General features: G+C 71.6%; 16 protein-coding genes. 2 read left to right on the top strand and 14 right to left on the bottom strand.

Going from position 1 to position 21,368, the window contains the following annotated elements; genetic code table 11:
- Positions 1-117 precede the first annotated feature (117 nt).
- From serA to ACFP2V_RS04970, 6 genes are all read right to left on the bottom strand, one after another.
- A complete protein-coding gene (gene serA, locus ACFP2V_RS04945; protein WP_381205953.1) occupies positions 118-1,707 on the bottom strand; it encodes a phosphoglycerate dehydrogenase in 1,590 nt (529 codons plus the stop codon).
- Positions 1,708-2,079: 372 nt separating this feature from the next.
- Positions 2,080-3,078, bottom strand: coding sequence for a ketol-acid reductoisomerase (gene ilvC / locus ACFP2V_RS04950; RefSeq protein ID WP_381205957.1), 999 nt, complete (start codon positions 3,076-3,078; stop codon positions 2,080-2,082).
- A 119-nt stretch (positions 3,079-3,197) separates the two neighbouring features.
- A complete protein-coding gene (ilvN, locus tag ACFP2V_RS04955) occupies positions 3,198-3,722 on the bottom strand; it encodes an acetolactate synthase small subunit (RefSeq protein WP_055609676.1) in 525 nt (174 codons plus the stop codon).
- Positions 3,723-3,750: 28 nt separating this feature from the next.
- Positions 3,751-5,643, bottom strand: a complete 1,893-nt coding sequence (locus ACFP2V_RS04960; RefSeq protein ID WP_381205963.1) for an acetolactate synthase large subunit — start codon at positions 5,641-5,643, stop codon at positions 3,751-3,753.
- 228 nt (positions 5,644-5,871) lie between these two features.
- Complete coding sequence (locus ACFP2V_RS04965; protein WP_381205966.1) at positions 5,872-9,006, bottom strand: putative bifunctional diguanylate cyclase/phosphodiesterase; 3,135 nt, start codon at positions 9,004-9,006, stop codon at positions 5,872-5,874.
- 416 nt (positions 9,007-9,422) lie between these two features.
- On the bottom strand, positions 9,423-10,373 hold the full coding sequence (locus ACFP2V_RS04970; RefSeq protein ID WP_381205969.1) for a 2-hydroxyacid dehydrogenase: 951 nt from the start codon (positions 10,371-10,373) through the stop codon (positions 9,423-9,425).
- Between the two features lie 75 nt (positions 10,374-10,448).
- On the opposite strand from ACFP2V_RS04970, the gene ACFP2V_RS04975 reads away from it, so the two are divergent.
- Together ACFP2V_RS04975 and ACFP2V_RS04980 are read left to right on the top strand one after the other, a co-directional pair.
- Positions 10,449-11,447: an aldo/keto reductase gene (locus ACFP2V_RS04975; RefSeq protein WP_381205972.1), complete on the top strand. Its 999-nt coding sequence runs from the start codon at positions 10,449-10,451 to the stop codon at positions 11,445-11,447.
- Positions 11,448-11,618: 171 nt separating this feature from the next.
- Entirely contained in the window at positions 11,619-12,782 is a 1,164-nt protein-coding gene (locus ACFP2V_RS04980) for a PQQ-dependent sugar dehydrogenase (RefSeq protein WP_381205975.1), read from the top strand.
- Here ACFP2V_RS04980 and ACFP2V_RS04985 read toward each other — a convergent pair.
- From ACFP2V_RS04985 to ACFP2V_RS05020, 8 genes are all read right to left on the bottom strand, one after another.
- Positions 12,779-13,165, bottom strand: coding sequence for a DUF6191 domain-containing protein (locus ACFP2V_RS04985; protein ID WP_381205978.1), 387 nt, complete (start codon positions 13,163-13,165; stop codon positions 12,779-12,781). The genes ACFP2V_RS04980 and ACFP2V_RS04985 overlap by 4 nt on opposite strands.
- A 32-nt stretch (positions 13,166-13,197) precedes the next feature.
- A complete protein-coding gene (locus tag ACFP2V_RS04990; protein WP_381205981.1) occupies positions 13,198-13,338 on the bottom strand; it encodes a hypothetical protein in 141 nt (46 codons plus the stop codon).
- Positions 13,339-13,495: 157 nt separating this feature from the next.
- Positions 13,496-16,600 carry a helix-turn-helix transcriptional regulator gene (locus ACFP2V_RS04995; protein WP_381206391.1) on the bottom strand — a complete coding sequence of 1,035 codons (3,105 nt, stop codon included), beginning with the start codon at positions 16,598-16,600 and terminating at the stop codon, positions 13,496-13,498.
- A gap of 236 nt (positions 16,601-16,836) precedes the next feature.
- The gene (locus ACFP2V_RS05000) at positions 16,837-17,055 is read right to left on the bottom strand and encodes a hypothetical protein (protein ID WP_381205984.1); all 219 of its coding nucleotides are present in this window, start codon (positions 17,053-17,055) and stop codon (positions 16,837-16,839) included.
- Positions 17,056-17,251: 196 nt separating this feature from the next.
- Positions 17,252-17,836, bottom strand: coding sequence for a hypothetical protein (locus tag ACFP2V_RS05005; protein ID WP_381205987.1), 585 nt, complete (start codon positions 17,834-17,836; stop codon positions 17,252-17,254).
- 35 nt (positions 17,837-17,871) lie between these two features.
- Positions 17,872-18,441: a GNAT family N-acetyltransferase gene (locus tag ACFP2V_RS05010; RefSeq protein WP_381205990.1), complete on the bottom strand. Its 570-nt coding sequence runs from the start codon at positions 18,439-18,441 to the stop codon at positions 17,872-17,874.
- Positions 18,419-20,665, bottom strand: coding sequence for an MMPL family transporter (locus tag ACFP2V_RS05015; RefSeq protein WP_381205993.1), 2,247 nt, complete (start codon positions 20,663-20,665; stop codon positions 18,419-18,421). Before ACFP2V_RS05015 ends, ACFP2V_RS05010 begins: the two co-directional genes overlap by 23 nt.
- Before the next feature lie 223 nt (positions 20,666-20,888).
- Complete coding sequence (locus ACFP2V_RS05020; RefSeq protein WP_381205996.1) at positions 20,889-21,284, bottom strand: hypothetical protein; 396 nt, start codon at positions 21,282-21,284, stop codon at positions 20,889-20,891.
- Between the last annotated feature and the right edge of the window lie 84 nt (positions 21,285-21,368).

Raw genomic sequence — 21,368 nt, forward strand, 5'->3', positions numbered from 1 at the left:
CTGACGACGACCGCCCCGAGGAACGGCGGCCGCCTCCTCCAACGCCCGCGTGAAAAGGCGCCGGGGGACCGAACGGTCTCGGTCCCCCGGCGCCTTCGAACATCTGGGTCGGATGTGTCAGACCAGTTCCACCGAGCGGGCCGACGTGGCGCCGATCTCCGCCGCGACCTCGGCCAGCACCGAGGGGGGAACCGTGTCGTCGACCGTCAGGACGGCGAGGGCCTCGCCGCCGGCCGCGGCGCGCGCGACCTGCATGCCGGCGATGTTGATGCCCGCCTCGCCGAAGACCCGGCCCACGGTGCCGACGACACCCGGACGGTCCTCGTAGCGCAGCACGGCCATGTGGTCCGCGAGCGCGAGGTCCACGTCGTAGTCGCCGACCGCGACGATCTTCTGGACGTTCTTGTGACCGGCCAGCGTGCCGGAGACCGCGATCTCCTCGCCGTCGGCCAGGGTGCCGCGCACCGTGACGACGTTGCGGTGGTCGGCGGACTCGGAGCTGGTGGTCAGCCGGACCTCGACGCCCCGCTCCTGCGCGAACAGCGGCGCGTTCACGTAGGACACCGTCTCGTCGACGACGTCCTCGAAGACGCCCTTGAGCGCGGAGAGCTCCAGCACCTTCACGTCGTGCTGGGTGATCTCGCCGTACACCTCGACGTCGAGGCGGACCGCCACCTCGCCGGCCAGCGCGGTGAAGATCCGGCCGAGGCGCTCGGCGAGCGGCAGGCCCGGCTTGACGTCCTCGGCGATGACTCCGCCCTGCACGTTCACCGCGTCCGGGACCAGCTCGCCGGCGAGCGCGAGGCGCACCGAGCGGGCGACGGCGATGCCGGCCTTCTCCTGGGCCTCGTCGGTGGACGCGCCGAGGTGTGGGGTGCAGACGACCTGGTCGAACTCGAAGAGCGGGGAGTCCGTGCAGGGCTCCTTCGCGTACACGTCCAGGCCGGCGCCGGCGACGCGGCCCTCCTTGAGCGCCGTGTACAGCGCCTGCTCGTCGACGATGCCGCCGCGCGCGGCGTTGATGACGCGCACGCCCGGCTTGACCTTGCGCAGCGCCTCGTCGCCGATCAGGCCGAGCGTCTCGGGGGTCTTGGGCAGATGGACGGTGATGAAGTCGGAGACCTCGAGCAGCTCGTCCAGCGACAGCACCTTGACGCCCATCTGCGCGGCCCGCGCGGGCTGCACGTAGGGGTCGTAGGCGACGACCTTCATACCGAAGGCGGACATGCGCTGCGCGACGAGGGCGCCGATCCGCCCCAGACCCACGACTCCGAGGGTCTTCTCGGCGAGTTCGACGCCCGTGTACTTGCTGCGCTTCCACTCGTGGTTCTTCAGCGCGGCGTTGGCCTGCGGAATGTTGCGCGCGGTGGCGATGATCAGCCCGCACGCGAGTTCCGCGGCGGTCACGATGTTCGAGGTGGGCGCGTTGACCACCATGACACCGGCCTTGGTGGCGGCGGAGACGTCGACGTTGTCCAGGCCGACCCCGGCCCGGGCGACGACCTTGAGCTTCTTCGCGACGGCGATGGCCTCGGCGTCGACCTTGGTGGCCGAGCGGACCAGGATCGCGTCCACGTCGGCGATGGCGGGCAGCAGTTCCGCCCGGTCCGCGCCGTTGCAGTGGCGGATCTCGAAGTCCGGGCCGAGCGCGTCCACGGTCGCGGGCGACAGCTCTTCGGCGATGAGTACGACGGGTTTCGAGCTCACGTGAGTCCTCACATGTCCTGGGGCACCTCCCGTACGCGAAGCGCTACGGGGAGGACGGCCGTCCCGACGGCCGCATGCGGTGGAGGGGAGCGGCGCCGGGGTGTGCCTGCAATTTCTCGGTGCCGCTTGGCCGCGTGGAAGACGCACGACGCTGTGGGCCTGACGCGTATGGTGCAGCAGTCTAGTGGCGCCGGGGTGTCGTCCTGCGTCACTGCGGAAGGATCATCCGGAAGTGGCCGGACCGGCCAACGAAAGATCCAGCCCCTGTGACGATGGTGGAGCAGCGGTGGAGCGGGGTCGGGCGCCGGCCCCGGCGACGGGCTCCGCGACGGTGCCGGCCTCAGCGCACGGCACCGTCCCGGAGCGCTCGGCTCACGCCTCTTCGTCGACCCAGCTCATGAGCTTGCGCAGCTCCTTGCCGGTGGTCTCCAGCAGGTGCTCGGAGTCCTGCTTCTTGTACTCGTTGTACTTCTTCAGGCCGCCGTGGTACTCGTCCATCCACTGCTGGGCGAAGGTGCCGTCCTGGATCTCGGCGAGGACCTTCTTCATCTCGGCCTTGGTGGCGTCGGTGATGATCCGCGGACCGGTGACGTAGTCGCCCCACTCGGCGGTCTCGGAGATCGACCAGCGCATCTTCTCCAGGCCGCCCTCGTACATGAGGTCGACGATCAGCTTCAGCTCGTGCAGGCACTCGAAGTAGGCGATCTCCGGCTGGTAGCCCGCCTCGGTCAGCGTCTCGAAGCCCGCCTTGACCAGAGCCGCAGTGCCACCGCAGAGGACGGCCTGCTCACCGAACAGGTCGGTCTCGGTCTCCTCGGTGAAGGTCGTCTTGATGACGCCCGCGCGGGTGCCGCCGATGCCCTTGGAGTACGACAGGGCGAGCCCGAAGGCGCTGCCGCTCGCGTCCTGCTCGACGGCCACGATGCAGGGAACGCCGCGGCCCTCCTCGTACTGGCGGCGCACCAGGTGGCCGGGGCCCTTCGGGGCGACCATGCAGACGTCCACGCCGGCCGGGGGCTTGATGAAGCCGAAGCGGATGTTGAAGCCGTGACCGAAGAACAGGGCGTCGCCGTCCTTCAGGTTCGGGGCGATGTGCTCCTCGTAGACCTGGGCCTGGATCGGGTCCGGGACCAGGATCATGATGACGTCGGCCTCGGCGGCGGCCTCGGACGGGTTCACCACGCGCAGGCCCTGCTCCTCGGCCTTGGCCTTGGACTTCGAGCCCTCGTGCAGACCGACGCGCACATCGACGCCGGAGTCGCGCAGCGACAGGGCGTGGGCGTGGCCCTGGCTGCCGTAACCGATGACCGCGACCTTGCGGCCCTGGATGATGGACAGGTCGGCGTCGGCGTCGTAGAACAGCTCGGCCACTTTGGGTTCTCTCCTTGTGTGCAGGTGTCGCGTCCCACCGTATGACGGTGAGGGGAGGGGAAGTTTCGGAGTCTCGGAATACGGGCGGCCGGAGTGTCGCCGGCCGCCCGTTTCCGGTGCTACGCCGACCGGTCGAGCGCGCGCAGCGATCGGTCGGTGATCGAACGGGCACCACGTCCGATCGCGATCGTGCCGGACTGGACCAGTTCCTTGATGCCGAACGGTTCCAGCATCTTCAGCATGGCGGACAGCTTGTCGTTGCTGCCGGTGGCCTCGATGGTCACGGCCTCCGGAGAGACGTCCACGGTCTTGGCGCGGAACAGCTGGACGATCTCGACGATCTGGGAACGCGTCTCGTTGTCGGCGCGCACCTTCACCAGAACGAGTTCGCGCTGAACGGCCTGCCCGGGTTCGAGCTCGACGATCTTCAGCACGTTGACGAGCTTGTTGAGCTGCTTGGTCACCTGCTCCAGCGGGAACTCCTCGACGCTCACCACGATGGTGATGCGGGAGATGTCGGGGTGCTCGGTGACGCCGACGGCGAGCGAGTCGATGTTGAAGCCGCGGCGGGAGAACAGCGCGGCGATCCGGGCCAGGATGCCGGGGGTGTTCTCCACCAGGACGGAGAGCGTGTGCTTGGACATGTCGGGTTTCCTCTTCGCTCTTCCTGGCTCAGTCGTCTTCGTTGTCGCCGAAGTCGGGGCGGACGTCGCGGGCGGCCATGATCTCGTCGTTGGAGGTGCCGGCGGCGACCATCGGCCACACCATGGCGTCCTGGTGGACGACGAAGTCCACGACGACCGGGCGGTCGTTGATGGAGTTCGCCTCCTCGATGACCTTGTCGAGGTCCGCCGGGTCCTCGCAGCGGATCGCGTAGCAGCCCATGGCCTCCGACAGTTTGACGAAGTCGGGGACGCGGGTGCCGGCGCTCTTCTGCGTGCCCGGTCCCACGGCGGAGCCGCCGTTCAGGTCGGTGGGGGCGCCGTTCGGCTCGATGGGGCCGGAGCCCAGCACGGTGTTGGAGTACCGCTGGTTGTAGAACAGGGTCTGCCACTGGCGGACCATCCCGAGGGCGCCGTTGTTGATGATGGCGACCTTGATCGGGATGTTGTTCAGGGCGCAGGTGGTCAGTTCCTGGTTGGTCATCTGGAAGCAGCCGTCGCCGTCGATCGCCCAGACGGTCCGGCCGGGCTGTCCCGCCTTGGCGCCCATGGCCGCCGGGACGGCGTAGCCCATGGTTCCGGCGCCGCCGGAGTTCAGCCAGGTGGCGGGCTTCTCGTACCGGACGAAGTGCGCGGCCCACATCTGGTGCTGGCCGACGCCGGCGGCGAAGATCGTGTCCTCGGGCGCCAGCTGTCCGATGCGTTCGATGACCTGCTGCGGGGAGAGCGAACCGTCCTCGGGCTGGTCGTAGCCCAGGGGGTAGGTGTCGCGCCAGCGGCTCAGGTCCTTCCACCAGGCGGTGTAGTCGCCCCGGTGGCCCTCGCCGTGCTCCTTCTGGACGGCCAGGACGAGGTCGGCGAGGACCTCGCGGGCGTCGCCGACGATCGGCACGTCGGCGGCCCGGTTCTTGCCGATCTCGGCCGGGTCGATGTCGGCGTGGACGATCTTCGCGTAGGGGGCGAAGCTGTCCAGCTTGCCGGTGACACGGTCGTCGAAGCGGGCTCCGAGGGCGACGATCAGGTCGGCCTTCTGCAGCGCGGTGACGGCGGTGACCGCACCGTGCATGCCCGGCATTCCCACGTGCAGCGGGTGGCTGTCGGGGAATGCGCCGAGCGCCATCAGGGTGGTGGTGACGGGCGCTCCGGTGAGTTCCGCGAGGACCTTCAGTTCGGCGGTGGCGCCGGCCTTGACGACACCGCCGCCGACGTAGAGGACCGGCCGCTTCGCGGAGGTGATGAGCTTGGCGGCCTCGCGGATCTGCTTGGCGTGCGGCTTGGTGACGGGCCGGTAGCCGGGCAGGTCCATGGTGGGCGGCCAGGAGAAGGTGGTCCTCGCCTGGAGGGCGTCCTTGGCGATGTCCACGAGCACCGGGCCGGGGCGGCCGGTGGCGGCGATGTGGAAGGCCTGCGCGATCACCCGCGGGATGTCCTCGGCCTTGGTGACCAGGAAGTTGTGCTTGGTGATCGGCATGGTGATGCCGACGATGTCCGCTTCCTGGAAGGCGTCCGTGCCGATCGCCTTGGAGGCGACCTGCCCGGTGATCGCGACCAGCGGCACGGAGTCCATGTGCGCGTCGGCGATCGGGGTGACCAGGTTGGTGGCGCCGGGACCCGAGGTCGCCATGCAGACGCCGACCTTGCCGGTGGCCTGCGCGTAGCCGGTGGCCGCGTGGCCCGCACCCTGCTCGTGCCGCACCAGGACGTGGCGCACTCGGGTGGAGTCCATCAGCGGGTCGTAGGCGGGAAGGATCGCACCGCCGGGAATGCCGAATACCGTGTCGGCGCCGACCTCCTCGAGAGAGCGAATGAGGGACTGCGCGCCCGTGACGCTCTCGGGGGCGGACTGCTGTCCTCCGGATCGGGGCCGCGGCTGCGGGTGGGCCCCGGTGGCCTGCTCGGTCATCGGCTTCTCTTCTCGATGCTGAGGGTTTTTGCGAGGTTCGCGCGGTGCGCGTGGACGGTGCGACAGGTGGTGGTGCAACAAAAAACCCCTCGTGCCATGAGGCAAGCGAGGGGAGCGCGTCGGGCGGGGGCGCTGAGCGGACCATGCTCAACGTCAGCCGACGCGCTGTCCAAGTACGAGAATTCGGGTGCGCATGGCATTGACCCTCCCCCCGGCGCGCACCGACTGTCAAGTGGGTGGGACGGGAGTCTCATCATGTGAGCGCAGGACCGCGCCGCTTCGAAGCATCGAGGCCACCCCCGACGCGTACCCACCGGCACCGCCGGAACCACCTGAACCGCCGCCCGCGTACACGGGTTCGACCGGTCCGTGCGGCACCGGACAGCGGCCGGTGCAGAGCGCCCTGCGCAGCCGGTACTCGTCCAGCGGCCCGGAGAAGGCCATGCCCTGCCCGTGCGTGCACCCCATCGCGCGCAGGGCGACGACCTGCTCGGGCAGGTCCACCCCGTCGGCCACGGACTGCATGCCCAGGTCGCCGGCGATCCGCAGCAGCCCACTGGTGATCTTGTACAGCCGAGCGGACTCGACCACGCCCTCCACCAGGCTGCGGTCGAGTTTCAGTACGTCGACGGGGAGCCGCCGAAGGGCGGTGATCGCCGCGTAGCCGCTGCCGAAGCCGTCCAGCGCGATCCGGACGCCGACCCGCTTGAGCGCGGTCAGTCGACGCTCCAGCTCGTCCAGGCAGACCCGCGGGTCGGTCTCGGCCACCTCGACGACCAGCGAGCCGGAGGGCAGTCCGTACCGGGTGAGCAGTGCCTCGATCGAGCCGAGCGGCAGCGACCGGTCCAGCAGCCGGCGCGCGCCGATCCGGACCGCCACGGGCACGGACACTCCCGTCGCCTGCCGCTCGGCGGCCTGTTCGACGGCCTCCTCAAGGAGCCAGCGGCCCAGCTCAGCCGTCTTCTCGCTGTCCTCGGCGACACGCAGGAACTCCGCGGGGGTGAAGAGCACGCCCTGCGAGGAACGCCAGCGCGCCTGGGCGCAGACCGAGGTGATCCTGCCGTCCTGGAGGGACACCACCGGCTGGTGCAGCAGCGCGAACTCGCCGTCGTGCAACGCGGCGCGCAGCCGGGTGGCCAGCTCCGCCCTGCGGGCGACATCCTGCTGCATCTGCGGCCGGTACAGCTCCACCCGGCCCTTGCCGCCGGCCTTGGCCCGGTACATGGCGAGGTCCGCGTTGCGCAGCAGCTCGCCCGCGCTGAGAGCCGGCTCGGCGAAGGCGACACCGATGGAGGCGTTGACCCGGACATCGTTGCCGTCGATGAGGTAGGGCTGGGAGAGGGTCACCCTGAGGCGGTCGGCGAGTTCCAGGATGTGCCGCTCGCGGGCCTCCCGGTCACGGGCGCCGTCGCCCACGATCAGGGCGGCGAACTCGTCGCCGCCCAGCCGGGAGGCGGTGTCGCCCTTGCGGACCGCGTCCCGCAGTCTGCGGGCGGCGTGGATCAGCAGTTCGTCGCCGGCCTGGTGGCCGATGGTGTCGTTGACGGCCTTGAAGCCGTCGAGGTCGATGAAGAGCACGGCCGTGCCCCTGAGGGCGGCGCCCCGGTCGGAGGCCCGGCGGCCGGACAGGGCCTGCTGGACGCGCCGGGTGAACAGGGCGCGGTTGGGCAGGTCGGTGAGCGGGTCGTGCTCGGCGTTGTGCTGGAGCTGTGCCTGGAGCCGCACGCGCTCGGTGACGTCCCGGCTGTTGAAGATGAGGCCGCCGTGGTGCCGGTTGACGGTCGATTCCACGTTCAGCCAGCCTCCCCCACTCTCGGCTTCGCTCGCGCGGGAGGTGCCCCCACCGCTGGAACGGAACCGGCATTCGATGCGTGTGGTGGGTTCCTCGGCCGGGTTGGCGGCGAGGAACCGGCGCACCTCGTGCACGACGCAGCCCAGGTCCTCGGGGTGGATGAGCTGCGCCAGCTCCGTCCCCACCAGGTCCTCCGCGGGGCGGCCGTACACTCCGGCGGCGGCCGGGGAGACGTAGCGGAGGATGCCGCTCGGCGCGGCGATCATGATGACGTCGCTCGAACCCTGCACCAGGGAGCGGAAGTGGTTCTCCTTGTGGGCCAGTTCCTGGGTGAGGGTGATGTTGTCGAGCAGCATGATGCCCTGACGCACGACGAGCGCGAGCACCACGGTGCCACCGGTGAGCAGGACCACGCGGTCGACGCTGCGGCCGTTGAGGACGGTGTAGAGGATCCCCAGGGTGCACACCGCCGCGGCGAGGTACGGCGCGAGCGCGCCGAGGGAGCCGGCGATGGGCCGGGAGACCGGATACCGGCCGCGCTCGGGGCCGGGCGCGGCCGGATGCCGGGGACTCGGGTGGTGGAGGTACGAAGGGCGGGCCGGGGGGTGGAGCGGATGGTGGGTCGCGTGGTGGGCCGGGCGGCCGTTCGTCCAGGGGTCCGGTCCGCCGCACTGTCCGGGCAGGTGCTCGCGCACCACGCGCGTGTGCCCCTCCTCCCCGGGCCTGCCACCCCGGGGACGGGTCCAGGGCGCATACGCCAGGAGCAGTGATCCGGCGAACCAGCCCGCGTCGAGCAGTTGTCCCGATCGGTAGGTGTCGTGCAGCAGCGGGGAGGTGAACAGGGCGTCGCACATCACGGTGAGCGCGAGCGCGCCGATCGCGCTGTTGACCGCTGAGCGGGTGACCGCCGACCGCCGGAAGTGCAGGGCGAGCACCATGCTGACCAGGGCGATGTCGAGCAGCGGATACGCCAGGGAGAGCGCGGTGTGCGCCACGTCCTCGCCCTCGGTCTGCGCGGTCTGGGCGAGCGCGAGGCTCCACGCGAGTGTGAGCAGGGAACCGCCGATCAGCCAGGCGTCCAGGCCCAGGCAGACCCAGCCGGCCTTGTTCACGGGCCGTTTGGCGAGCACCAGCAGCCCCACGATGGCGGGCGGCGCGAAGCACAGGAAGAACAGGTCGGCGTAGCTGGGGCTGGGCACGGGGAGCCCGAGGACGACCTCGTACCACCCCCAGACCAGATTGCCCACGGACGCCATGGCGGAGGAGATGCCGAACAGCAACCAGGCGGGCCGGAAACGGATACGACGGCCGCGCGCGTACAGGAAGCAGGACACGGCGGCCGCGGCCGCCGCGGCGCTCAGGCCGAAGTCACCCATGATCAACGCGAGTCGGCCCGATCCCCAGCCGAAGGCGGCGCCGATCGCGTAGGCCGCGCAGACGACGGCGATGACGAGCTGCGGCACCAGTCCCTGTCGGCGCTCCACGGCCGACGGGCGGGGCAGCGGCGCTTCCGGGGCGGGGTGCGCCCGCACCGCTCCGTCGAGCGTGGTCGTGGGGGCCGGCGCGCTCACCGGTCCCTCCCGGTACGCGCCGATCCGGCCAGGTGGATCAGGTGGGCCGGCCTCCCGCGGCCGCCGTACCCGCGGTGGTGGGGACAGCGGTCGCCGGGACGGCCGCTGCTCCGGGTGTGGTGACCGCGGGTGCGGTGACCGCTGTGGTGACCCCGGCTGCGCGCGGCCGTGCGCCAGGGCCGCCGACGGCGGCTCAACCGCGTCGGATCGCTCGTCCATGGACCGTGCATCGCCCGTCGCCCCCCTCACAGTCTGCAATGTCAATCCCCCGCGCCGACCGGTCAGCGGCGCAGCCCCTGTCGGACGATACACCAGCATCGTCACTCAGGGACATAGCTTCTCTACTCTCTGTGACGATCACCTGATATATGAGTACCCATCGCATCCGGGAAAACGCGGACGGTACTCGAAACGGACTACATGCTTGCCGTCTCCGTCACCAGGATCACGTTCCGGAGCTCTTCCCGGTTCACGAATCGGTTCAACTGGTCCACCAGCAGCCGCTCGGCACGTGGCCGGAACGCGGAGGTGGGTCCGCCGGCGTGCGGGCTGACGAGAACGCCCGGGGCCCGCCACAGGGGATGGTCCGAGGGGAGCGGTTCGGGATCGGTCACGTCCAGGGCCGCGGTGATACGGCCGCTCTCCACCTCGGTGAGCAGGGCCGAGGTGTCGACGACGGCCCCCCGGGCCACGTTGACGAGCAGCGCGCCGTCCTTCATCCGGGCCAGGAAGCCGGCGTCCACGAGGTGATGGGTGGCCTCGGTGAGCGGGGTGGAGAGAATGACGACATCCGCCTCCGGCAGCAGCGCGGGCAGTTCGGTGAACGGGTGCACCGGGCCGCGCGCCGTGGTGCGTGCGGAGCGCGCGACGCGCGCCACCCGCGCGACCTCGAACGGAACGAGCCGGTCCTCGATGGCCGCGCCGATCGCCCCGTACCCCACGATGAGCACGCTCCGGTCGGCGAGCGCGGGCCTGAATCCGCCGAGCCACTCCCCCTTGTCCTGCGCCCGCACGAAGTCGGGCAGGCCGCGCAGCGAGGCCAGGACGAGAGCGAGCGCCAGCTCCGCCGTGCTCGCCTCGTGCACGCCGCGCGCGTTGCAGAGCCGTACGCCGGGGCCCAAGTGGCGCAGGCCGGGCTGTACATGATCGACGCCGGAGGACAGGGTCTGCACGACCTCGACCGAGCTCATCAGCGGCAGCGGGCGCACCCCGACGTCACCGGCCTTCATGTACGGCACGACGTAGAACACGCAGTCGGCCGGGTCGGCCGGGTACTCCTCCGCGCCGTCCCAGAAGTGGTACCGCGGCCCCTTCACAAGACCCTCGATCTCGTCCGGCGGGATGGGAAGCCATACGTCAGCAGTCATGGTCCGGAGGCTATGTCAGGGGCCTCCGGCGCCAAAGGTTAGGTTGGGGTCCGGGAAAGGGAGGGTCACGACCAGGTGGAGCGCAGGACGATCGGCGCGGCGGCGCTCGCGGTGGGGGCCGTCGGACTCGGGTGCATGCCGATGAGCTGGGCCTACAGCACCTCGCGACAGCGCGGCGGGGATTCGCTCAGGGCGGTGCACCGGGCGCTCGACCTGGGGTCGACGCTGCTGGACACGGCCGACATGTACGGCCCGTTCACCAACGAGCTTTTGCTGGGGCGGGTGTTGAAGGAGCGGCGCGGCGACGCCTTCGTGTCGACGAAGGTCGGTCTGCTGGTGGGCGATCAGCACATCGTGGCCAACGGCCGCCCCGGGTACGTGAGAAGGGCCTGCGACGCCTCACTGCGCCGGCTGCAGACCGACGTCATCGACCTGTACCAGCTGCACCGCGCGGACCCGGAGGTCCCCGTCGAGGAGACCTGGGGCGCGATGGCGGAGCTCGTACGGGCCGGAAAGGTGCGGGCGTTGGGGCTCTGCGCGATCGGTGCGCGATCCGCGCGGCGGCCCGGGGCGCGGCTGCACGACGCGACGGTCCGGCAACTGGAGCGGGTGCAGCAGGTCTTCCCGGTGAGCGCGGTGGAGGCGGAGCTGTCGGTGTGGTCGCCCCAGGCGCGGGAGGCGCTGCTGCCGTGGTGCGCTGCGCGCGGTGTGGGTTTCCTGGCCGCGATGCCGCTGGGCAACGGCTTCCTGACCGGCACGCTGACGCCGGGTGAGGGTTTCGAGGCGGACGATCTGCGTGCCCGGCACCCCCGTTTCACCGCCGAGATGATGGCTGCGAACCAGCCGATCGTGGCCGGCCTGCGCCGTGTCGCCCGTCGGCACGGCGAGGGCGTCACCCCGGCGCAGGTGGCCCTGGCCTGGGTGCTGGCGCAGGGCGGGCAGGTGATCCCGGTGCCGGGCGCCAAGCAGGAGCGGTGGGTCGCCGAGAACGCGGGGGCGGCGGGCCTGCACCTGACGGAGGCCGACCTGGCGGAGATCGCGGACCTGCCCGCGGCCCAGGGGTCGTGGGACTGAGAGACGGAAGACCGTGGGCGTGGGACCGGGCACCACGGACCGTCGGGCTGAGATCGTGGGACCGGGCCGGGGTCGGACGGTGATCGACGGTCCGGGCTCGCGTGATCGGGAACTTCTGGGGCGCGGGCGGTGTATGACAGGAAGGACCCGCCGCGTCGAAGGGACGACATCGTGCACCATCGAGCCGTTACGGCCGTGCTGGCCACCGCCGCGCTCCTGCTGACGGCCGGCTGTTCCTCCGACGACGGAGGATCGCCGGGTGGAGGCGACAGCTCCTCCCCGGGCAGTTCGGCGGGGCGGTCCTCGTCCTCGGCGCCCGGCGCCGAGGAGACACCCCCCGCGAAGGGCTCGGTGAAAGTGCTCCGTACGGTCGCTACGAATCTGCGCTCCCCGTGGGGGCTCGCGCCCCTGCCCGACGGCGATCTGCTGGTGTCGTCACGGGACGAGGCCACGATCAGCAGGGTCGACGTCGACACGGGCGAGACGTCCGAGCTGGGCAAGGTGCCAGGGGTGTCGCCGTCCGGCGAGGGCGGCCTGCTCGGCATCGCGCTCTCCCCCGAGTACGCCTCGGACCACATGATCTACGCCTACTTCACCTCGGCCTCGGACAATCGCATCGTCCGCATGATCTACGACGAGAAGAAGCCCGAGGGTGAGCGGTTGGGCGCACCGGACACGGTGTTCCGGGGCATCCCCAAGGGGGTGATCCACAACGGCGGCCGGATCGCGTTCGGCCCGGACCGGATGCTGTACGTGGGCACGGGCGAGAGCGGCGACACCGGCCTCTCCCAGGACAAGAAGTCGCTGGGCGGCAAGATCCTGCGGCTGACCCCGGAGGGCGAGCCGGCGCCGGGCAACCCCTTCCCCGACTCCGCGGTGTACTCGCTGGGTCACCGCAATGTGCAGGGCCTGGCCTGGGACTCCAAGCAGCGGCTGTTCGCCTCGGAGTTCGGCCAGAAAACCTGGGACGAGCTCAACGCGATCAAGCCCGGTGCCAACTACGGCTGGCCCGAGGCGGAGGGCACGTCCCACGACGACGGCTTCCGTGATCCGATCGCCCAGTGGAGCACGGACGAGGCCTCCCCCAGCGGCATCGCGTACGCGGAGGGGTCGATCTGGATGGCGAGCCTGTTCGGCGAGCGCCTGTGGCGGATCCCGCTCAAGGGCACGGAGGTCTCGGCGGACCCGCAGGCTTTTCTGAAGGGCGAGTACGGGCGGCTGCGCACGGTGGCGGCGGCGGGCGGCGACAAGCTGTGGCTGGTCACCAGCAACACGGACGGCCGCGGTGACCCGAGGAGCAAGGACGACCGCATCCTGGAGATTCGGGTGAGCTAGGACCGATCCGGCTTCCCGGCGGCCCCGGTAGCCCCGCCGACCCCGGTAGCCCCGGTGCTCCCGATGTCCCCGGCGCTCCCGCCGACCCCGGCGCTCCCGATGTTCCCGGCGGCCCCGATGTTCCCGACACTCTCGGCGCTCCCGGCGACCCCGATGTTCCCGGTGTTCCCGGCCTTCTTGGCGGGGGCGTCGGGGTCGAGGGCAGGGGCGGGCTCGTCGGGTTCCGGTGACGGGCGTACGACGACCTTTCCGGACGCGAGGTCTATCGGTCCGCGTCCGGGATCGGCGTCGCCGACGTCCTCCCGGGTCAGTTCGAGCCGGTTCTGCTCGTCCCGGGTGTGCTTGCGGCCGGGAGCGAACAGCTCCTCGAAGGCGTTGAACATCGCTCCCCTTCGCAGGTGCGGTGGCGGCGCCGTTACCGGTCCTCCATGAGCGACCGGTCGAGAGTCGCCATGGAAACGAGGATCAGGAACGCGCGGTGAACCATGGAGCCGACCGTCAGCCCGGGCGCGACCGGCACGACACGGATGTCCTCGCCGCCGACTGCTTGTGACACCGGTGCGAAAGGGGCCTCGGCCGGCTTCAGGAGGCCCCGCTCCGGCGGCTCGCGCCGATCCTCGGGCAGCGCGGCACGCTGCGCGCGGTGCGTTCGGTGAACTCGATCCGGTACAGCACGGCTCCTCCGCGAGTGTGCACTGCCCCGATCGTCGCATTCAGCTGCTCGTCGCTTCCGCCGGGAACAACGCCAGCCGATGCGCAACCGCCGCCGCCTCGCCGCGCCCGGAGACTCCGAGCTTGCCGAGGATGTTGGACACGTGAACGCTGGCCGTCTTCGGCGAGATGAACAGCTCCTCGGCGATACGTCGGTTGGTGTGGCCGGCGGCCACCAGGCGCAGCACGTCGCGTTCCCTGCCGGTGAGGCCGAGGGCGTCGGCCGGATCGGCGGAAGCCGGGGCGCGCTTCCCCGGACCGGGGTCCAGGGCGAGGCGGGCGCGCTGGGCCAGCAGGGTGGCCGACCGGGCCAGTGGGGCTGCCCCGAGACGCTCGGCGACGGCTCTGGACAGCCGGAGCAGTTCCGTGGCGCGGGCACGCTCGTCCTCGCCCGTCCCCGAAGCGAGCAGCGCCTCGGCGAGCCGGAGGCGGACCCGGGCGAGGTCGTAGGGCCGCTCCAGCTGTTCCAGGGCGGCGACGGCCGCGGCCCACTCCTCCGGTTCCGGCCGGCCCTCGGCGCGCGACAGTTCGGCGCGCAGCCACACCTCGTACGCCCGCCACAGCGGGACGCCGGTGGTCAGGGTCCGGGCCGCCGCGCGGAGGTGTCCGAGGATTTTCGGGCGGTCCGGTTCGGTGGCCGGGTCGCCGTACGCGTCGGCCTCGGCGGTCGCCGCGGCGAGCAGCAGTGGCCAGCCGTGGCGCTGGGTGCCGGGCGGCAGGCCGGAGTCGAAGGCACCGAGGGCGGTGAGCAGTTCGGTCCTGGCGTCGGTCAGGCGGCCTTCGGCGGCGGCGGTCCCGATGGCGACCTGGGCCATCGGCAGGAAGTTCTGCGGCATGGAGTCGTGAGTGCCGAAGGAGGAGCGGGCAGCGCGGAGATGGCGGCCGGCCTCGACCGTCTCTCCCCGGTCGAGGGCGAGACGGGCCAGACACACCCAGGCTCCGGCGCGTGGCTTGGCGCTCTGCTCGAGAGTCTGGACGCCGGCCGCGGCCTCGGCCGCCTCGTCCCAGCGGCCGAGGGAGTGGAGGGTCTCGGCGAGGTTGCCCCACACCCAGCCCTCCGAGTCCAGCAGGCCGAGCCCGCGGGTGACCCGCAGGCCCTCCCGCAGGAGTGCGGCCGCCTCCTGTGAGCGGCCGATGCCTTCGAGGGCGGACGGCAGGTTGATGTGGCTGCGACCCACCACCATGTCCACGCCCAGTTCGGTCGCCCGGTCCTTGACCTCGTACATCTCGGCGAGTCCGGCGTCGATGTCGCCGGCGTCGACCTTGAGGCCGCCGAGCGTGAGCCTGGCGCCCAGTTCGATGTCGTGGGCGCCGACCATGCGCGCGTACTCGACGGCCCGTTCCGCGGCGGCCATGGCGTCGGGGCCCGGTTCGTGCAGCATGGACCAGCCGGCGGCGGAGGCGAGGACCTCGGCGTGCACCTCGGACGGGGGCAGGCCGCGTACCAGTTCCTGTGCGGTGCCGAGTTCGCTCCAGCCGTCGCCGCGGGCGAGGGACTGGGTGAGCCGGGAGCGCTGGACCCAGAACCAGGCGGCGCGCAGCGGGTCCGGTTCCTCCTCCAGGACGCGCAGGGCCCGCTTGGTGATCTTCATGGCGCGTTCGCGCTCCCCGCAGAGCCGTCCGGCGACGGCGGCCTCGGCCATCAGGTCGAGGTAGCGCAGAGGGACTCCCTCGGCCGCCTCCGGGTCACCGTCTTGGGGCGCGCCGGGCGGCGTACCGCGTCGTTGTGGCAGTGGGGGCGGGTAGGCCTCGGTGTAGTCGACCGGGCGCAGGGCGGCCCGTACGTCGTCGGGGACGGAGTCCCACAGTTCCATCGCCCTTTCCAGCAGGCCCAGTTGCTCGGAGTAGGCGTGGCGTCTGCGGGCCTCGACCGAGGCGTCGAGGACGGCGGGCAGGGCCTTGGTGGCGTCGTGGGCGTGGTACCAGTAGCTGGCCAGGCGGGTCACCCGCTCGTCGGCGGGGACGGGGGTGGGATCGACCTCCAGGGCTTCGGCGTAGCGGCGGTTGAGACGGGAGCGTTCGCCGGGCAGCAGGTCGTCGCTGACGGCCTCACGGACCAGGGAGTGGCGGAAACGGTAGCCGTCGCGGTCGGGCGCGGGCGTGAGAATGCCGGCGTTGACCGTGGAGCGCAGTGCGTCGAGAAGGTCGTCCTCGGCGAGCCGGGCGACGGCGGCCAGCAGCCGGTGCTCGACGGTGGAGCCGCCCTCGGCGACGCACCGGACCACCTGCTGGGCGCTCTCGGGCAGGCTCTCGACCCTGACCAGGAGCAGATCGCGCAGGGTGTCGGTGAGTCCGGTGCGACAGCCCTCGGGGGAGGCGGCGGCGAGTTCCTCGATGAAGAAGGCGTTGCCGTCGGAGCGTTCGAAGATCTCGTCGACGTGGTCCGGATCGGGTTCCCGGGCGAGGATGCCGGCGAGCTGGCGACCGGCTTCCTCGCGGTTGAAGCGGCCGAGTTCGATGCGGTGGACCGTGCGGAGCCGGTCGAGTTCGGCGAGCAGGGGGCGTAGCGGGTGGCGGCGGTGGATGTCGTCGGACCGGTAGGTGGCGAGGACGACGAGGCGGCCGGTGCGCAGGGTACGGAAGAGATAGGCGAGCAGGTGGCGGGTGGAGGCGTCGGCCCAGTGCAGGTCCTCCAGGGCGAGGACGACGGTGTGTTCGGCGGCGACGCGTTCCAGCAGGCGGGCGGTGAGGGCGAAAAGGCGGGCCATGCCGTGTTCGTCGCGCCGGGTCTCGGGGGCTGCGGTGCCGAGTTCGGGCAGCAGGCGGGCCAGTTCCTCCTCCTGTCCGGCGGCCGCGGCGGCGAGCCGGGCGGGGAGTTCGCGGCGCAGCTGGCGCAGGGCGGTGGAGAAGGGGGCGAAGGGCAGGCCGTCGGCGCCGATCTCGACGCAGCCGCCGAGGGCGACGACCGCGCCCCGGCGGCGGGCCGCGGCGGCGAACTCCTCGACGAGGCGGGTCTTCCCGACACCGGCCTCACCCCCGACGAGCAACGCCTGCGGCTCGCCCGCGCCGGTGGCGGCGCGGGCGAGCACGGTGTTCAACGTGTCGAGTTCGCCGGCACGGCCGACGAACACGGGACTGACGGACCTGGTCTCCACGGTCCCGAGCATCGCACGCGGGTCCGCCGGCGCGGCACCGGTTTTCGCCGCCCAAGGCGCCGCGGGGCGGCGCTCGTTCAGGACCAAAACCGGCTGGACGCCGCTGCTCCCGGGCTCGGCGCGGCGCTCCGGCTCCGGTTTCGGGCCGACGGAACGACGGCCGACCCCCGTACGGCCACCGTTGCGCTTCAGGTCGCTCTTCCCCGTGCGGCCACCGCGGCCGGCGCTCCCCGTCCCCGCGGCGGGACTCATACGGCCCGGGTGAACCGGTGGCGGTGTGAGCGGCGGCTATGGCTCTCGTGCTCGGCGCCGCGTGCCTCGGCTTCGCGGCGGGCGGCACGGGCGAGACGGACGGCCTCGCGGGCCCTGCGCTCGTCGTCGGCCCGGCGGATGAGGTCGGCGGCGCGGTCCTTGACGATCTCGTACTCGTACATGGTGCGTTCCCTCTGGGAGTCGGTGTCTGACATCGCCTTTCGCGATGCCTCCACCGTCGTCTCCCAGACGGGCCGGCCACATCGGGAGAGTTCCGCATCTTCGGCGGCCTTCGGGGCCTTAGGTGTGCGTGAGGGGCCCTGGTCCGGCCATAAGGTGCTGGTGGCCGGCCTAAGGCCCCTCGGGAACTGCGCGGGCCCTCCCCGGTGTCTGCCGGGGGCCCGCGGCGGCTCAACCGGCCGCGGGCAGCCCCAGCAGGACGTCGGTGTACTTGAGGACGGCGAGCAGCAGTCCGATGACGCCGAGTGCGACGCCGGCCCAGGCGACCGACTTGATCCAGGGCGCCTGCGCGGCGCCCGGCATGCCGAACGCGGGCCGGGCGAGCACCGCGACGCCGATGATCAGCGCGGTGAGTGCGAACAGGCCGCCCCACAGTGCGCTGGTCTGCCAGGCGTCGCCGTAGACCTCCTTGATCTGTACGGCGACGGTCGAGTCCGCGGCGGTCTCCAGCTGGCCGACGAGGGTCTCGCGGGCGGCGGCCACCGTGCCGAGCCAGCTACCGGTGAGCGAGACGACACCGAGCCCGGCGGAGACGATCGCCGCGGCGCCCGGCCCGACCCCGTGGGCATCCTGGGCCCCCGGCTTCGAGGCCGTTTCCATTTCTGTTTCCGTCTCCGGCTCCGTGGTGCCGCCGTCGGCCGCGTCGGCGTCGACGGCTGCCCCGGCCTCGGCCTCGGTCCCGCTCCTGTCCGCGCTGTTGTCCTCGGCCTTGGCCGCCTTCTCGGTCTCGGTCTCGGTCTCGGTCTCGGTTCCCATGAGACGCACCGTACGGAGGCTCTCTGAGAAGTGCCTTAACGATCGCTGTGCGCCGCGCGTGCCTGCCGCCATTCGGGTGCCAGGACCGACCACACCTCCAGGTCGTGCCGTACGCCGTGGTGGAGATGGGACTGGCGCCGTACCCCGTCGAGGGTCATGCCGAGCCGGCGGGCGATGTTGAGGCTGGGCTCGTTGCCGGCGGCGGCCACCCACTCCACGCGGTGGACGCCCCGCTGGTCGATCACCCAGTCGATCAGCACCCGCATGGCGCGGGTGACGAGCCCGCGCCCGGTGGCGGCCGGTTCCAGCCAGCAGCCGACCTCGCAGGTGCCGCCCGCGGCGTCGAAGTTCAGCGTGAGCACCCCGCCCACGAGTGTGCCGTCCAGCCACAGGCCGTGCAGCGCGGCCGTGTCGGCGGCGCGGAAGTCGGCGTACCGCTGGAGGGCCTCGCGCGCGGTGGGCACGTCGATGGCCTTGGAGCCGAAGGGGACGTACTGGTTGATGAATTCCCGGCCCCGCTCCAGATGGGCGAGGAATTCCTCCGCGTACCAGGGCTCCAGGGGACGCAGTTCGGCTCCGTCGTCACCCAGTCGTATGGCGTACATCCGTCTTCCGCTCCTCCTCGGCGAACACGTCCTCCACCTCGGCGTCGGTGGCGGCGGCCAGCCTCTCATGGGCGGCACGGCTCTCGGGCGGCTCGATGCTGATGCGCGGCAGGATCCGGTCCAGCCGGCGCGGCAGCCACCAGTTGGCGTCGCCGAGCAGATGCATGAGCGCGGGGACGAGCAGGGTCCGCAGCACGAAGGCGTCGAGGGCGACGGCGGCGGCGAGCGCGATGCCGAACATCGCTATCACCCGGTCGCCGGTCAGGACGAAGGCGAGGAAGACCGAGATCATGATCACCGCCGCGGATTTGATCACCCGGCCGGTCTCGGCGAGGCCGACCCGTACCGCGCGCCGGTTGTCGCCGGTCTCCAGCCATTCCTCGTACATCCGGCTGAGCAGGAAGACCTGGTAGTCCATGGAGAGCCCGAAGAGGACCGACACCATGATCACGGGCAGGAAGGGTTCGATGGGGCCCGCGCTGCCGAGGCCCAGCAGTTCACTGCCCCAGCCCCATTGGAAGATCGCCACGACCACGCCGAAGGCGGCGGCGACGGCGGCCACGTTCATCGCCGCGGCCTTGAGCGGGATGGCGACGGACCGGAAGGCGAGCAGGAGCAGCAGACAGCCCAGGCCGATGACGACGCCGACGAAGAGAGGCAGTTTGCCGACGATGACGTCGGCGAAGTCGTCGTAGCCGGCCGTCACGCCGCCGACCCGCACATCGAGGGTGGTGCCGGCCTCGGCGCGCGGCAGTACGTCCTCGCGCAGCCGGTCGACCAGGTCGCTGGTCCGCTTCGACTGCGGGGAGGACTCCGGTACGACGGAGAGGTACGCCGTGCCGCCGTCCGCGCTGTGGACCACCGGCCCGACGGACGCGACGCCCTCGGTCTTGCCCAGGACGGGGCCGATCCGGTCCAGGGCGAGCCGGTCGGCGGCGCCGTCGACCTCGGTCACGAGGGTGAGCGGGCCGTTGACGCCGGGGCCGAATCCGTCGGCGAGGAGGTCGTAGGCCTGGCGGGTGGTGGAGGTCTTCGGGTCGTTTCCCTGGTCGGACGTGCCGAGGTGCAGGGAGGAGGTGGGCAGCGCCAGTACCGCCATGACGAGCAGGGCGAGCGAACCGAGCAGCTTGGGCCTGCGCTCCACGAACGCCGCCCAGCGGGCGGCGAAGCCGGTCGGCAGCTCCGGCTGCGGGCCGGTCCGAGCCAGTCGGCGCCGTTCGCGGCGGCTGAGCGCGCGCATGCCGATGAACGACAGCAGCGCGGGCAGCAGGGTGACGGAGGCGGCGACGGTCAGCACCACGGTGAGCGAGGCCGCGACGGCGACGCCGTTGAGGAAGTTCAGCCGGAGGATCAGCATGCCCAGCAGGGCGATGCACACGGTGGCCCCCGCGAACACGACCGCGCGTCCGGTGGTGGCGACGGCGTCGGTGGCGGCCTCGGCGACGGACAGCCCGCGCTTCAGTCCGCGCCGGTGCCTGCTCACGATGAACAGCGCGTAGTCGATGCCGACGCCGAGTCCGATCAGCATGCCCAGCATCGGCGCGAAGTCGGCGACGGTCATGACGTGTCCGAGCAGCACGATCGAGGCGTACGCGGTGCCGACGCCGACCAGCGCGGTGGCGATGGGCAGCAGCGAGGCGGCGAGCGAGCCGAAGGCGAGGAAGAGGACGACGGCGGCGACGGCCACTCCGACGATCTCGGCGAGGTGCCCCTCGGGTGCCCCGGTCAGCGCGGCGGCGCTGCCGCCCAGTTCCACCTGGAGGCCGTCGCTCTCCGCGGCCTTGGCCGCCTCGAGCACGGCCGCCGCCTCGCCCTTGCCGATGTCCTTGGCCAGGTCGTCGAAGATGACGGTGGCGTAGGCGGTGCGGCCGTCCGCGCTGATCCCGCCGGTGCCGTCGTCCTTGTACGGGCCCGTCACGGCGGTGATGCCGGGCAGGTCCTCCATCCGGTCCAGGGTGCGGGTCATGCTCTGTTCGACGTCGGAGTCCAGGACGCTGCCGGACGGGGTGTGCCAGACGACGATGTCGCTGTCGCCCGAGAGGGCCGGGAACCCCTGACGCAGCAGTTCGGCGGCGTGCCCGGACTCGGTGCCGGGCACGCCGTAGTCGTTCGAGTACGCGTTTCCGGTCGCGAAGGCTCCGGCCGCGACCCCGCCGAAGGCGAGGAGCCACAGCAGAACGGTGATCAGACGGCGTCGGACACACCAGCGTGCGAGTGCTGTCACGAATCATGCTCCAGAGTGACTGTCGGTGGATCTTTGACCGGGAACAGCCGCTTGTGAACCGAACAGCCCGCAAAGAACGCATGAGCAAGGAATTAGCACTCTTCCAGCTCTGAATGATCCTTTGTTACATTCGTGTGCTTATTCACAGCGCACAGAATCTGCACATCCCACGACGATCACCTGAAGCCTTCTTCGCATGTGAGATCGCTCACCCGTGCAGGGGTCAGTCGAACTGATCCCCCAGCGCCATCACCATCAGCCCCGCGATCAACAGCCACAGCGCCCTGCGGGTCCGTCCGCGTGAGCCCAGCACGGCGGCGAGTGCGCAGGCGCCGGCGCCGCAGGCATAGGCCACCGGGACGAAGGCCGGGACCGGGCCGGTGAGGCGGAGCAGCGTTGCGGCCGTCCCGGCCAGGGCGAGTACGGCACCGGCGCCGACCGCGGCCCGGCGCAGGGCGCCGTCACCCTGCTCGCCGCGCTCCCCGTGCCCGGCATCGTCGGCGTCGCCCCCGTGCCCGACGTCGGCGTCGGCGTCGGCGTCGGCGTCGGCGTCGGCGTCGGCGTCGGCGTCGGCGTCGCGAGTGTCCGGGGGCGGGTCGGAATCAGCGCGTCCGCTCATGCCGCGGGAGCGTAGCGCCTCGGGTCCGGAAACCGGGATGCGGGGGTGCGGATCGCCTGTCGGCGTCCGCCGGCCCGACGTTCC

The organism is Streptomyces incanus (assembly GCF_042656345.1).
In the GTDB taxonomy this organism is placed as follows: Bacteria; Actinomycetota; Actinomycetes; order Streptomycetales; family Streptomycetaceae; genus Streptomyces; species Streptomyces incanus.